We start from the raw sequence: 13,758 nt of genomic DNA on the forward strand, positions 1-13,758 counted from the left end.
CTCCTATTATCCAACCTTCACGGCCTTACTCCCAGCTGCCAGTGCGCAAACAGGTTCGGAATGGCCTTAGCCATCCTCCCCAGCCAGTTACTCGCCCTGACTTTACGGCCCCGCAGTTTCTTATACTTCTGCCTGGCCCAGCTCTTGAGAACAAGGTTCAAATATCCCAATACCTCATAGAGTTCCGATTTGTAGAAGTGTCCGTAGTAGTTTATCCACCCTTTCAGTACAGGGTTGATTTCCTCGGCCAGCCTTGTCAGGCTGCTTCCACTTCTGCTAGTCAGCTTCCACCCCCTTATCTTTTGCCGGATGGCCTTCTTGGCCTTGTCGCCCACTGCCGGTAAGAAACCCGTAAAGAACTTGCCCTTCCTGTTCCTAGACTTCCTGCTTCTGAATGTGTAACCAAGGGAATCGAAAGACATGTTCGGGTAAGTTTTGCGTCGGTCCTCGTCCCTGCAGTAAACAACTTTGGTCTTCTCCGGATGCATTTCCAGTCCGCACGCCTTTAGCCTTTCTGCCAACGCTTCTTTCAGCCCTGTCGCCTGCTGCTCTGTTCTGCAATGTATCACACAGTCGTCTGCGTACCGCTCGAACGGGCAGCCCGGATAGTGTATCCGTAGCCACTCGTCCATGCAGTAGTGCAGGAAGAGGTTGGCCAGCAGCGGACTGATGACGGCTCCCTGCGGAGTGCCCTTTGTCCTTTCTGTGGTTACTCCATCCCTTTGCTGCACAGGGGCTGTGAGCCACCGCTCGATGTAGAGCAGCACCCATTTGCAGTCTGTGTGCCTGCGCACTGCTTTGAGGAGCAACTCATGCGGAATGCTGTCGAAGAAGCCTTTGATGTCCAGGTCCAGGACCCAGTCCTGCCGCCAGCACCGCCGCCTGGCTTTGCCCACCGCATCCAGTGCGCCTTTCCCCGGCCTGTACCCATAGGAGTTATCATGGAATACCGGCTCCAGCACGGGCGCCAGTGTCATGGTGACGACCATCTGGGCGATGCGGTCTGTGACAGTGGGGATGCCCAAAGGACGTGTGCCTCCTCCGCTCTTTGGTATTTCTACCAACAGCACGGGTGAGGGCACATAGCTGCCCGAACTCATCCGGTTCCATAACCGGTAAAGGTGGTTTCTGCTGTCTTGCTCGAACTCCTCGAGGCTTAGCCCATCCACGCCTGCGCTACCTCCGTTGTGTTTTACCCGCAGGTAGGCTTGGTGCACCAGGTGCTTTGAGATTGTAAATGGTTTTGTCTTAATCATGTCAGTACCTCCTGCAGAATTACCTGCAGTTTTCTTCGTGATAAAAACCGGATAATACACCCCCTTCGCTCCATCCCCATTACAGGGACTTCCTTACTACTACGGGGTGTTCCGCCCGCGTGCCCTGCCTCGGTACTCTGGCTCTTGTGGGTCTGCCACTTGAGCTTCTCCCTTGCCCCATCAGGGCGACACGTTCTCACGTTCCGTGCAAACGCCTGTGTTAAGGTCACGCTGCCTTAATGCCGGATGCCGCATGAGCAGTAGCCAGGTTGCCCTCATGCTTGTCCCGGGACAGTGGTGACTCCCGGTTTTGACATCACCTATTCGCTAACGACACTTCTTCAGCAGTTCACTTGCGTTCGTCTCCTTAACACCTACCTGCTACCTTTCTGGTAACTTTTCCTTGTCGCTCACGACCATGCCTTTTAAGCAAAGCCGCACAAGGCGGTTTGGAGCCTGCACCTGAATACCGGCTCCGAGGGACCTGCCCTCATCATTTGCACAGCACCAAAGAAGCATTTCGTGTTCTTTGTTCGTGACACACCACCACTGTACGTACGGGTCTCGTATACAGCGGTTCGTTAAGTTGTGGAGCTACTTTCCTGTAGTAGTTGAGCAATGATTCGTATCCCCTACGGACGAGCCTTTTCACCGTTACCGTCGTTATCAGGATGGGGCTTTGAGCCACTGCCCAGCCTCCTTTCCTGGTTCTGCTCCAGGCATATGCTTGGCCTTTTGGAACACCCAGCCGAATCAGGTTTTTCCTTTTCCGTTCCATTCGTTTCCAGTCATGCCAGATGCAATGTCTAAGCCTGTTGCGTATCCAACTGTCGACTTCTTTGAGCTTACCCTGTATACTTGCCAATCGGAAGTAGTGGACCCAGCCTCGCTGCGCCTCTTTCAGCTCCCGGACACGCTCATCGAAAGCACTTGGCGTGGTTTTGCGGGTGATAGCCTTCAGCTTTTGTTTCAGCCTTGCCCACCCCTTCTTTGCCACCACCAGCTGATAGCGGCCCCTGTCGCCCTTCTTGTAGGTAGGCACGAACCCGTGGCCCAATAGCTGGAAATCCACAGGCCGCCTGATGCCCGACTTCTCCCTGTTGATGGGCAGCTTCAGCCTGTCCCGCAGGTACAGGAATAGAGCGTTGCCTACCTTTCGGGCAGTATCTTCACTGTTTGTGTAGACACTGAAGTCGTCGGCATAGCGCACGTAGCGCAGCCCCTGCCTTTCCAGCTCCTTGTCCAGCTCGTGGAGCAGGACGTTGGAGAGCAGCGGCGAGAGCGGGCTTCCCTGCGGCACCCCTTTCCGGCGTTTGGCCAGTTTCCCTTTAATGAGGATGGGAGCCCGGAGCCATTTGCGGATGAGGCGCAGGGTGAGGGGGCATTTCACCTTCCGGTATAGCAGTTGCAAAAGCAGGCAGTGGTCCACCTCGTCAAAGAAGTTCTGAAGGTCTATATCAACAATGTGCTGGTAGCCTTCGTGGATGTACTTGTGTGCCTGCTGCACTGCCTGGTGGGCGTTGCGGTTGGGGCGGAAGCCGTAGCTGTGCTCGGTGAACTCCAGCTCAAAGAGCGGGCTTAGCACCTGGTTTACCGCCTGTTGCAGCACCCGGTCGGTGACGGTGGGAATGCCCAGCAGGCGATTCTTGCCGTTGCTCTTGGGTATCTCTACCCCCAGGATAGGAGAAGGCAGGTACCTGCCGTTGCGGATGGCGGTGGCGATGGCGTCCCTGTTTTGTTTCAGGTGCAAAGCCAGCTGCTCTACGGGCATACCGTCCACGCCAGCCGAACCTTTGTTGGCTACTACGTGTGCGTATGCTTTGAGCATGTTGCCCCGGTGGAGTACCTTCTCTGTCATCTTTACTACTTTTACTGTAATCTCTGCCCCGCTTAAGGCAAGGCTGGCTAAGCCTCCTTGCCGAATTAAGGGCAACCTAACGTTCGGCCCTTCAGCAGGTTGTGAGACCTCCGGGTGCTTCCCGGCTCGTTACCTCTACCTACTATGGCCTCTGCTGACTTCTCCCTGTGTTCACGACACCGGGAGACCTCCCCAGGTAAGAGCACATTCCTTCCTCCGATTCCTGCTGCATCTACACAAAGCCGTTTGCCCGTCAGGGGCATCGCAAAGGGGTGCTTGCTTACCCACGACTTCCTGCCTCTTATGCAGTTTCTGTCCGTCAGTACCGGATTTTGCAGTCCCGCTTTCTTCACTGCACGCCTCACGGCCGGCCAGCTTGCGGCTTGCTAACAGGCTTCACCAACTCGCCTGCAAGGGACTTGCACCCTCTGGAATAATTTGATACCTTCAGTATCAGGTGCCCATACTGGGCGCACACCACACCTTTACGGTAGCTGCACCACCGCAAAGCCAAACCCATTGGGGCGCATTAGAACAATAGAATGAGAATATTTATACCCTTATTAGTCTTTCTTCTTATAGGCTGTCAGCAGGCAGAACAAGAGCTTACCATTGAAGAGCGAGAAGGTTTAATGTATGTTATAGGTTCCGATAGTCTCTTTGCTGGTTTGAGGACGGAATACTTTGATAACGGAAATATAGCTTTTCGTTCGCCATACAAAGATGGATTGATGAATGGTAAAACTATCTGGTGGCATGAGAACGGTCAGAGGAGCTCTGAAGGTATGATGAGCAAAGGGAAGAAAGAAGGAGTATGGACAGAGTGGGATGAGAATGGAAATATAACCGCTGTTGGCATATTTCAGAATAACCTACTAAATGGCAAGTATCAAGAGCTGCATCCTAATGGTGCTGTAGCTGCAGAAGGAATAAAGAAAGACGGTAAGTCTGTTGGCTTGTATAAAGTCTATGATGAAAGCGGCAGGTTAGAGAATGAGATGATGTTCAATGAGAATGGCCTACCTCATGGAGAGTCTAAATCCTACTTCCTGAATGGGCAACTTCATGAACACATTCAGCATGTGGAGGGAGAAAAGCATGGTGAGGTAAAAACCTATTACGAAAGTGGCAAACTTCATACGCATGGCAAATACAAAAATGGCAAGCTTGACGGAAAGCTGTTGGTTTACCACGAGAATGGCCAGCTGAATGCTGAAACTTATCATGAACTGGGAAGCAGAGAGGGTAAGTGGAAATACTTTACAACGTCTGGTAAATTAGTTGAAGAACGGGTTTATAAAGACAGTACGTTGATAGAAACTGTAGATTACAGAAAATAACGAACCCCAACCATGCGCAGCTTTTATGCTCGGCTACGCCTCACCCATCGGCTGCACCAGTACGTTGTTAGGAAATGGCAAGTATAGAATTTGGAAGTACAATTAGGCATTACTATAACCCAATAAAAGACTCTTAACCGTTAAGGGAATTAGTAGAAGAATAGATTGATACAGCTTCTTATGGGGAATTGTGTTTGTATTGGCAGGTGTAATAATGTTACTGATGTGATATCAAGGGAGTAGCAAAGATGATAGCTGGCTTGACATAGGAAATGCCCGACTAATATCTGGTGGGTTTTTTGGAATCGTAATGGGCTTATATTTTATCATTAGTTCGCTATAAGAAAAGATAGAACATCTTCTACCAACGGTTAGCACATAAGCCAAGCTTCGGCTATGCCTCGCTCGTTTTATGTGCTAACCGTTGGTGGCAATCGTAGAAATACCCGGTAAACAAGAATTATTAACTAAAAATCATCGATGCTATGAAAAATTTAGTGAGTTTATTTTTATTGGGATTTATTGGCTTGTCTATCTTCAGTTGCAACGAAAAGGAGGTAGATATAGAGCAAGAGAAAAAGAATTTGATGCAAGCAAGCAGAGAATGGGCTGCATCAGCAAAATCTAAAAATCTTGAAAAGACCTTAGACTATTGGGCCGACGATGCTGTTATCATTTCTGCAGGAGAACCAGAATTAAGAGGGAAAGAAGCTATCCGGGGAATGGTGCAAGGAAGCTTTCAAGATCCTAGTTTTGAAATAAATTGGGAGCCGGAAAGGGCTGAAATTTCGAAAAGTGGCGATATGGGATATTTACTGGAAAACTCTACAGTATCTTTTAAAGATTCCACAGGTAAAGTGATGTCTCAACAACTTAGATCAGTGACGATTTGGAAAAAGCAAGATGACGGCACCTGGAAGAATGTTGTAGATATTATGAGCCCAAAGGCGCCTAAATAAAAAAAGCCAGCCACCAACACTGCATAACGGCAATGCCTGCATTTTACTTCTTTAGAGGCTACTCAGGTAAATAAAATGTATGTTTCTGTATTGGCTTCTCATTAGCTTGGAAACACTGGCCGTGATGAAGAGCTGGAGGAAGCTTTGGCACATGAGCGGGAGATACTAAAAAACACTGAGGCGCATAGGTGCACCATACATATAGAGGGGCAACAATTTACAGGAAACTACCTGCTGGTGGAGATAATGAACATCAAGCTTGCCGGCCCAAACATGGACCTGGCACCTGATGCCGACCCTGGAGATGGGCAGCTGGATGTGGTGCTGATGCGGGAGGACGAGCGGGAGGAATTTGACGTCTACCTCGCCGACTGTATAAGGGGCGAAGGAAATGCGGAGCAGTGGCAGGTGCGACGTTTGAAGGAAGTTCAGGTGGAGTGGAGCGGCAGGCACTTCCATGTGGATGACCAAGTGTATGAGGGGGATGCTCCTGTGAGCGTTAGCATCAGTGTCATTCCAAAAGGCTTAGCGTTTCTGGCACCATAGCACAGGAGGCACCAAGGCAGCAAAGCATCCGTATTTATGCCTACCTCCTGCGGTAGAGGTACTGTTTTCCAAGAGAAACACTGAAATACAGCTTCAAGGCTTTGATGATGGTTCTTTGCCTGCATACTTTGCTGAATATCAGTATGTTTGCCTTCTGCTATGGAAAGAAAGAGTGCACCTGATACAGTCAGGAACAAGTTGGGAATAAAGCTGAGCAGTACGCAGGCCAGAGAGTTCTACACCCTACTTATAGGAAAGCTTGACAGCTAGTCGGCCTGACGCAGACTCCAAAACTGGTGCACCGGTATTGGATAGCGCCAGAGGCGGCACCGGCTCGTGGTGCATTATACTTACTCGAGAAAGCTTTTTTCTGCTATGGCTGACTACAGAAAGTATGCCCCCCATGCTTTCTCATGCTACGTTACGCCAATCTACCAGTCCTGCTTTGAACGCTTCCTACAGACAAAACTTTCCCTCCTGTCACCTTCATACATGATTCTAGGCTAGGGAAACTGCTAAACATAAACCCTTCTGCCTAATCTCCGTTTTCCTTAAGGTACCCTGCTGACTTTCTTTACACCATAACACTATGGCAACAAACCAAAACACCTCCGCCGCAACTAGCGGCAATAATAAAGACATGCCAATCGTATTGGTAACGGGCAGCAGCGGATTGATTGGCTCTCACCTGACAGCACAACTGCAGGACAAGTACCAGGTCATCGGGCTGGACAAGGTTGGCGACCCCACGCCTTCGCCCAAAGTGGAGAACATCAACTTCGACATTACCTCCGAGGAAAGTATAGCCAAGGCACTGGAGCGGGTAAAGAATGCCTATGGCGACCGCATCGCCTCTGTCATTCACCTAGCCGCCTACTATGATTTTTCGGGTGCGCCCAGTCCGCTGTATGAGGAGGTGACCGTGAAGGGAACGCAGAAATTTCTGAAGGCGCTGCAAAAGTATAAGGTGGATCAGTTCGTGTTTTCCAGCACCAACCTCATCTATAAACCAACCGAGCCGGGCCAGAAAATAGCCGAGGACTGCCCCCTGCAGCCAAACTGGGATTATCCTGAATCAAAAGTAGATACGGAGGAAATTATCCGCGAGGAAAGGAAAGGCATACCGGCCGTTATCCTGCGCCTCGCGGGCGTTTACGACGAGCAGGGGGACTCCATTCCCATCGTCCACCAAATTCAGCGCATCTATGAGAAGGATTTCACCAGCCACCTCTTCTCAGGCGATACCTCGCACGGCAATGTTTTCCTGCACCTCGAAGACCTGATAGACGCATTGTTAAAAACCGTGGAGAAGCGGAACGAACTGCCCGAAGAGATTTACATCAACATAGGAGAGCCCGAAACGCCGAGCTATCTAGCTATACAGGATACAATAGGCCTGCAACTATATGGCGAGGAATGGACCACGCTGGAAATACCCAAACCAGTGGCCAAGGCTGGCGCCTGGATCCGAAACCAAGTGGGCGACCCATTCATTAAGCCCTGGATGATCGATCGCTCCGATGAACACTACGAACTCGACATTTCCCGCGCCAGAGACCTCCTCGGCTGGCAGCCCCAGCACAAGATCCTGGACACTATCCCCGCTATGATTCAGAATCTGAAAGCCGACCCGGTGGCCTGGTACAAGAAAAACAAACTGGACCCCTCCAGCATTGAAGGCAAAAAACAGGAACAGGAAAAATCGGATTAGAAGGTCTTTAGAAGTTTCTATTGCTGAGCGACCACGCATACCGCAAGTTTGAGCAAGGCGTAATTTGTGGCTTTCTGTGAGGCCAGTTTGTAACTGGCCTTATCTGAGATTATACTTTCGCCAGTTGCAAACTGACTATTATGTCGAACCACAAGTTACGCTTTGCTCAAACTTGCGGTTGCGGCATGAGAAGTACGAGCTGCAAACTCGCGCCAACATTAAAATTCTCTTCTTCCATACTCACCCTACCCCTTACAAACCCCACGAAAACAAGTTAAAATGGCAAAAGATAAAAAGAATGAAGCGGCGGAAAAAGAAAACCAGGAGTGGCTCGACTCGCTGCGCTGGGTACTGAAGAACGAGTCGGAGGAGCGGGCACGGGAGTTGTTGCGCCTGCTGCAAAACGAGGCCGAAAAACAAGGCATTACGGTTTCGCAGACTTTCCACACGCCGTATATCAACACCATACCTACCCAACAAGACGCAGATTACCCTGGTAACCTGGAGCTGGAGGAAAAGCTGTTGGGCCTCATCCGCTGGAACGCCATGGCCATGGTGGTGCGGGCAAACCAGGAGTCGGAAGGCATCGGCGGCCATATCTCCACCTATGCCTCCATCGCCAGTTTATGGGAGGTTGGGTTTAACCACTTTTTTAAGGGCGACAACAAAGGCGCGGCTGATGTGGTATACTTTCAAGGCCACGCTTCCCCCGGCGTCTATGCCCGCGCTTTTCTGGAGGGCAGGCTGACGGAGAAACAGCTGGAGAATTTCAGGCGGGAGTTGAAAACTGAGGGCGGCCTCCCCTCCTATCCGCACCCGCGCCTGATGCCGGATTTCTGGCTGCACCCCACCGTGTCCATGGGCTTGGCGCCTATTACGGCTATTTACCAGGCGCGCTTCAATAAATACCTTTACAAGCGCGGCATCCTCAAAGAAAACAAACAGAAAGTATGGGCTTTCCTGGGCGATGGCGAAATGGACGAACCAGAGGCCATTGGGGCTATTCCAGTGGCTGCCCGTGACAAGCTCGACAACCTCATCTTCGTCATCGACTGCAACCTGCAGCGCCTCGACGGGCCTGTACGGGGCAATGGCAAGGTGATTCAGGAGCTGGAGGCGCTGTTTAAGGGCGCAGGCTGGAACGTCATCAAAGTGCTCTGGGGAAGCGACTGGGACCCGCTGTTCGAGAAGGATACAAACGGCAAACTGGTGAAGCTACTGAATGAACTGCCGGACGGGCAGTTGCAGAAGTATGCCTACGAGGGCGGCGAGTATATGCGGGAGGATTTGTTCGGCAAAGACGAGAAGCTAAAGGAGCTGGTAAAAGATCTTTCCGACGAAGAGCTGAAAAACCTGAGGCGAGGCGGCCACGACCCTGTGAAGATATACAGCGCCTACCAGGCCGCCAGCACGCACGAAGGGCAGCCCACCATCATACTTGCCCAAACTATAAAAGGCTATGGCCAAGGCACGGCGGGCGAGGCCAGCAATGTCAGCCACAAACAAAAAAAGTTCAAAAGCGAGGCGCTGAAGCATTTCCGCGACTTCTTTCAGGTGCCTGTTTCGGATGAGGAGCTGGACAAGGTGCCGTTTATCAAACCCGACGAGGACAGCGAGGTAATGAAATACCTGCGCAGCAAAAGAGAAGAAGCGGGCGGCTTTATACCGCGCCGCCAGGACAAAAGCGAGCCGCTCAAAAACCCTGACGATGCTATTTTCAAAAACTTTTTCGAAGGCTCCGGCGACGACGAGGTGGCCACTACCATGGTAATGGTGCAGATTCTGAGCCAGTTGTTCGACGACGAGAACTTGGGCCAGCGCATCGTGCCCATCATCCCCGACGAGTCGCGCACCTTCGGTATGGAGTCGCTGTTCCGGAAGATAGGCATTTACGCGCCGGGGGGGCAGCAATATGAACCAGTAGACAAAGACAGCCTTTTATACTATAAAGAGTCAGAAGACGGGGCCATACTCGAAGAGGGCATCACCGAGGCAGGTTGCATGAGCTCTTTTATTGCGGCTGGTACCAGCTACTTGGTTCACGGCATCAGCACCATACCGTTTTTCTTTTTTTACTCGATGTTCGGCTTTCAGCGGGTCGGGGATTTGATTTGGGCGGCTGCCGATGCGGGGGCCAAGGGCTTTCTGGTCGGTGGCATCTCGGGGCGCACCAGCCTGCCGGGCGAGGGACTGCAGCACCAGGACGGGCAAAGCCATATATACGCCCTCGCCTTTCCGACGCTCATGGCCTACGACCCCGCCTTTGCCTATGAGGTAGCCGTGATTGTGCAGGACGGCATCCGGCGCATGTACTTCGAAAAAGAAACTGTTTTCTACTACATCACCGTCAGCAACGCCACCTACAAAATGCCACCCATGCCCGAGAACAACCGCGAGGGCATCCTGAAAGGCATGTACCGGTTCAAGGTTTCCTCTGATGAAGAGAAAGGCCGCAAAGCCCACCTGTTTGGGAGCGGCGCGATCATGACGGAGGTGCTCAAAGCCGCCGAGTTGCTTGAGAAAGACTATGATGTGCCTGCAGACGTGTGGAGCGTCACCAGCTACAAAACGCTCTACGACAACGCCATCGACACCGAACGAAAGAACCGCCTGAAGGCGAAACCCAACGACAGAGAGCCGAACTATATACAGCAATGCCTGCAGGACAAAAAAGGCGCGTTTGTGGCGGTATCTGATTACCTCAAGGCCCTGCCCGAGTTGGTGGCGCAATGGTTTCCAAAAAAACTCACCACCCTGGGTACCGACGGCTTTGGCCGCAGCGATGAGCGGGAGGCGCTACGTGATTTCTTTGAGGTCGATTACCGCCACATCGCCTTCGCCGCCCTGTATGGGTTGGCAGCGCAGGGCGAGTTGAAAGCGGAAGAACTCCAAAGGGCAGCCGAAGATTTGGGCATCAACCCGGACAAAAACAACCCCAGAACCTCCTGATCAGATATTTTAAACAAAGCAAAACATGGCCATAGAAGTAAAAGTTCCGAAAATATCAGAAGGCGTAGACACCGCCCACGTGGCAGAGGTGCTAGTATCGGAAGGTGACACCATTCAGGAAGAGCAATTCATCATAGCCGTCGAAACCGACAAAGCCTCGGTAGAGGTGCCCTCGTCCGCCGGCGGAAAAGTGAAAGAGATAAAAGTGAAGGAAGGCGATGAGGTGAAAGTTGGCGACGTGATTCTGGTGCTGGAGGAAGAGGAAAGCACTGCGGAAGAAAAGGCTGAAGAAGAAAGCGCCGAAGCCAAGGAAGGCAAAGCGCCGAAAGAGAAAAAGCCATCCAAAGAAGACAAAAAAGAAAAACCTGCCGAAGTTGAGGCAGAGACTAAGGCAGTGAAAGATAAAGAAGAAGAGACAGCTGAGAGTGAGAAAAAGGCAGCTGAACCCAAGGAGAAAAAAGCGAAACCAGAGAAAGAACAATCTGAGAAAAAAGCCGAGACTGAAGAAGAAGAAAAGAATTTGTCTGACGTGCCCGCCTCGCCTGGCGTGCGCCGCTTGGCCAGGGAAATGGACGTGGACATTATAACCGTAAAAGGCAGCGGCCCCGGCGGCAGAATTACAGAAGAGGATGTAAAAGGCGCTAGGGAGAAGGAAGAGGAAAAATTAACCGAAGCGGAGAAACCCGCGCAGAAAGCACCGAAACAGCTGCCCCTGTCCGATTTCAGCCAATGGGGCGTGGTGGAAAGGCTGCCGCTCTCCCGCATCCGCAAGGCCACAGCCAGAAACACGGCAGCCTCTTGGCAAACCATCCCGCACGTCACCCAATTCGACGAGGCCGACATTTCGGGCATTGAGGAATACCGCCAGAAGAACAGCAAGAAAGCGGAGAAGGCAGGCGGCAAGCTCACCGTCACGGCCATACTTGTCAAAGTAGCCGCAGCGGCCCTGCAACAGTTCCCGAACTTCAACGCCAGCATCGACCTGGAGCACGAAGAGGTTATCCTAAAAAAGTACTTCCACATTGGCTTTGCCGTCGATACCGAAGCGGGTCTCCTGGTGCCTGTCATCCGCGATGTCAACCGCAAAACCATTATCGAAATAGCCACCGAGATTTCAGAGTTGGCAGAAAAGGCACGAAACCAGGAACTGACACCAGACGAGATGCAGGGCGGCAGCTTTGTGATCTCTAACCTCGGCGGCATCGGCGGCACCAACTTCACCCCTATCGTTTACCACCCGCAGATAGCCATACTCGGCGTAGCCCGCACCAGCATCAAGCCTGTATACAGAGACGAGAAGTTTGAGCCACGGCAAATCCTCCCGCTCAGCCTCTCATACGACCACCGCCTGATAGACGGCGCCGACGGAGCCCGTTTCCTCCGCTGGATCTGCCAGGCCCTCGAAGACCCCTATAAAGCCTTGCTGGGTGGTTGATTGCTGGTTGTTGGTATAAAAATCTGAACTGGCGGGAGTTTTCAAACTCGTGCCTGTGGCTTCAGAACAGCCTACAAAAGGATAAAACGGCAACTATGAAATGAGAAACGATGATTGATATGGAACTTAACTGATTTTAAGCAAAAAATATAAATCCTTCGGAAAGGTTACCTCCGAAGTGAGACTTTTCGAAGGATTTTAATTCACCCACACCCGGCGCAAACAACAAGTAACGAAAAACGAAACAAATGGCATCAAAAGAGAAAAGACAAGTAGTAGTTATCGGGGCGGGACCTGGTGGCTATGCGGCCGCTTTCCGAGCGGCGGACCTAGGCCTGAAAGTGACCCTGATTGACCCTGAAGTGAACCCTGGTGGCGTTTGCCTCTATCGTGGCTGTATTCCGTCCAAGGCCTTGCTGCATGTGGCCAAGGTGAAACAGGAGGCTGTAAAGGCCGCCGCTTTGGGAGTGCAATTTGAGGACCCTAAGATAGAGCCGCAGAAAATTTTTGAATGGAAAAACGAGGTGGTGAAGAAAATGACGCAGGGCCTGGGCGAACTGGCCGATGTGCGGAAGATTGAGTATATACAAGGCAAGGCTGTTTTTACCTCCGAAAAAGAACTGGAAGTGCTGGAGAATGAGGGTAAAAAATATACTTTGGAGTTCGAGAGCGCCATCATCGCCACAGGTTCTTTGGTGGCGGAACTGCCGGGCGTGAAGGTGGATCATAATTTGGTTATCGACTCATCGGATGCGCTGGATATAACCGAAATCCCGGAGAACATGCTAGTGATTGGCGGCGGCTATATCGGACTGGAGATGGGCAGCGTGTACGCCGCTCTGGGTAGCAGCGTATCCATTGTCGAGATGACCCCAGGTTTTCTGCCTGGTGCCGACCGCGACCTGGTGGAGGTGTTTCAGGAGGAAAACGAGGATTTGTTCGAAAATTTATACTTTGAAACCATCGTGGAGAAGGTGACTGAAGAAAACGGGAAGGCCAAAGTGGGCCTGAAGAACAGCGAAGGAGTGCAGGAAAAGGAGTATGACAAAGTGTTGTTGGCCGTGGGCCGGAAACCGAACTCCGCGCACCTGAACCTGGACAAGGCAGGCGTGGAAACCAACGAAAAAGGCTTTGTTAAAGTGGACGAAAAGCGCCAAACCAGCACCGCAAACATCTACGCCATCGGCGACCTGACGAGCCAACCCATGCTGGCGCACAAGGCGCACCACGAAGGCCGCATCGCCGCCGAGGTAATTGCAGGCGAAAAAGGTGCTGCCTACGATCCGAAAGTGATTCCCGCCATCGTGTTTACCAACCCTGAGATTGCCTGGTGCGGCCTCACCGAAACACAGGCTAAGGAAAAAGGCCGCGAGGTAAAAGTCGCCACTTTCCCCTGGACCTCATCCGGCAAGGCCGCCTCCATGGGCACCCGCAAAGGGCTCACCAAACTCATCTTCGACCCTGACACACAACGCATCTTAGGCGGCGGCGTGGCGGGCAAAAGCGCTGGCTCGCTTATCCCTGAAATCGCACTCGCCATTGAAATGGCCGCCACGGCGCACGATGTTTCTCTGACCATACACCCGCACCCTACCCTCTCCGAAACCACCATGGAAGCCGCCGAATCCTTTCTCGGCAGCCCCACCCATCTGTTCGGGAAGTAAAATATGATACACGCTGGTGCCATGGATTTTTATGAAAACA

Annotated in this window: 9 protein-coding genes; 7 read left to right on the forward strand and 2 right to left on the reverse strand. The window is 51.9% G+C overall.

The genetic code is table 11. The features are described 5' to 3' along the window. Positions 1-17 precede the first annotated feature (17 nt). Both ltrA (PKOR_RS22535) and ltrA (PKOR_RS22540) read right to left on the reverse strand, forming a co-directional pair. Complete coding sequence (gene ltrA, locus PKOR_RS22535) at positions 18-1,256, reverse strand: group II intron reverse transcriptase/maturase (protein ID WP_046314815.1); 1,239 nt, start codon at positions 1,254-1,256, stop codon at positions 18-20. 493 nt (positions 1,257-1,749) lie between these two features. Continuing rightward, entirely contained in the window at positions 1,750-3,114 is a 1,365-nt protein-coding gene (gene ltrA / locus PKOR_RS22540) for a group II intron reverse transcriptase/maturase (protein WP_046314817.1), read from the reverse strand. A 542-nt stretch (positions 3,115-3,656) separates the two neighbouring features. Between ltrA (PKOR_RS22540) and PKOR_RS22545 the strand changes: the two genes are divergently transcribed. The 7 genes from PKOR_RS22545 to lpdA all read left to right on the forward strand — a co-directional run bounded on the left by PKOR_RS22545 (position 3,657) and on the right by lpdA (position 13,718). After that, complete coding sequence (locus PKOR_RS22545; RefSeq protein ID WP_084694889.1) at positions 3,657-4,454, forward strand: toxin-antitoxin system YwqK family antitoxin; 798 nt, start codon at positions 3,657-3,659, stop codon at positions 4,452-4,454. Between the two features lie 485 nt (positions 4,455-4,939). Beyond that, on the forward strand, positions 4,940-5,413 hold the full coding sequence (locus PKOR_RS22550) for a YybH family protein (protein WP_046313661.1): 474 nt from the start codon (positions 4,940-4,942) through the stop codon (positions 5,411-5,413). A gap of 144 nt (positions 5,414-5,557) precedes the next feature. After that, complete coding sequence (locus PKOR_RS22555) at positions 5,558-5,959, forward strand: diacylglycerol/lipid kinase family protein (RefSeq protein ID WP_052739038.1); 402 nt, start codon at positions 5,558-5,560, stop codon at positions 5,957-5,959. A gap of 589 nt (positions 5,960-6,548) precedes the next feature. Further along, positions 6,549-7,670, forward strand: coding sequence for an NAD-dependent epimerase/dehydratase family protein (locus tag PKOR_RS22560; RefSeq protein WP_046313663.1), 1,122 nt, complete (start codon positions 6,549-6,551; stop codon positions 7,668-7,670). Positions 7,671-7,949: 279 nt separating this feature from the next. Then, entirely contained in the window at positions 7,950-10,619 is a 2,670-nt protein-coding gene (gene aceE, locus PKOR_RS22565; protein WP_046313665.1) for a pyruvate dehydrogenase (acetyl-transferring), homodimeric type, read from the forward strand. Positions 10,620-10,644: 25 nt separating this feature from the next. Further along, positions 10,645-12,054, forward strand: coding sequence for a 2-oxo acid dehydrogenase subunit E2 (locus PKOR_RS22570; RefSeq protein WP_046313667.1), 1,410 nt, complete (start codon positions 10,645-10,647; stop codon positions 12,052-12,054). A gap of 248 nt (positions 12,055-12,302) precedes the next feature. Continuing rightward, complete coding sequence (gene lpdA / locus PKOR_RS22575) at positions 12,303-13,718, forward strand: dihydrolipoyl dehydrogenase (RefSeq protein ID WP_046313669.1); 1,416 nt, start codon at positions 12,303-12,305, stop codon at positions 13,716-13,718. The last annotated feature ends 40 nt before the right edge of the window (positions 13,719-13,758 follow it).

The sequence above is a fragment of the Pontibacter korlensis genome (genome assembly GCF_000973725.1).
Taxonomy (GTDB): Bacteria; Bacteroidota; Bacteroidia; order Cytophagales; family Hymenobacteraceae; genus Pontibacter; species Pontibacter korlensis.

Coding starts and splice junctions, on each gene's coding strand:
- ltrA (WP_046314815.1), bottom strand. CDS start 1,256: ATGATTAAGACAAAACCATTTACAATCTCAAAGCACCTGGTGCACCAA.
- ltrA (WP_046314817.1), bottom strand. CDS start 3,114: ATGACAGAGAAGGTACTCCACCGGGGCAACATGCTCAAAGCATACGCA.
- PKOR_RS22545 (WP_084694889.1), top strand. CDS start 3,657: ATGAGAATATTTATACCCTTATTAGTCTTTCTTCTTATAGGCTGTCAG.
- PKOR_RS22550 (WP_046313661.1), top strand. CDS start 4,940: ATGAAAAATTTAGTGAGTTTATTTTTATTGGGATTTATTGGCTTGTCT.
- PKOR_RS22560 (WP_046313663.1), top strand. CDS start 6,549: ATGGCAACAAACCAAAACACCTCCGCCGCAACTAGCGGCAATAATAAA.
- aceE (WP_046313665.1), top strand. CDS start 7,950: ATGGCAAAAGATAAAAAGAATGAAGCGGCGGAAAAAGAAAACCAGGAG.
- PKOR_RS22570 (WP_046313667.1), top strand. CDS start 10,645: ATGGCCATAGAAGTAAAAGTTCCGAAAATATCAGAAGGCGTAGACACC.
- lpdA (WP_046313669.1), top strand. CDS start 12,303: ATGGCATCAAAAGAGAAAAGACAAGTAGTAGTTATCGGGGCGGGACCT.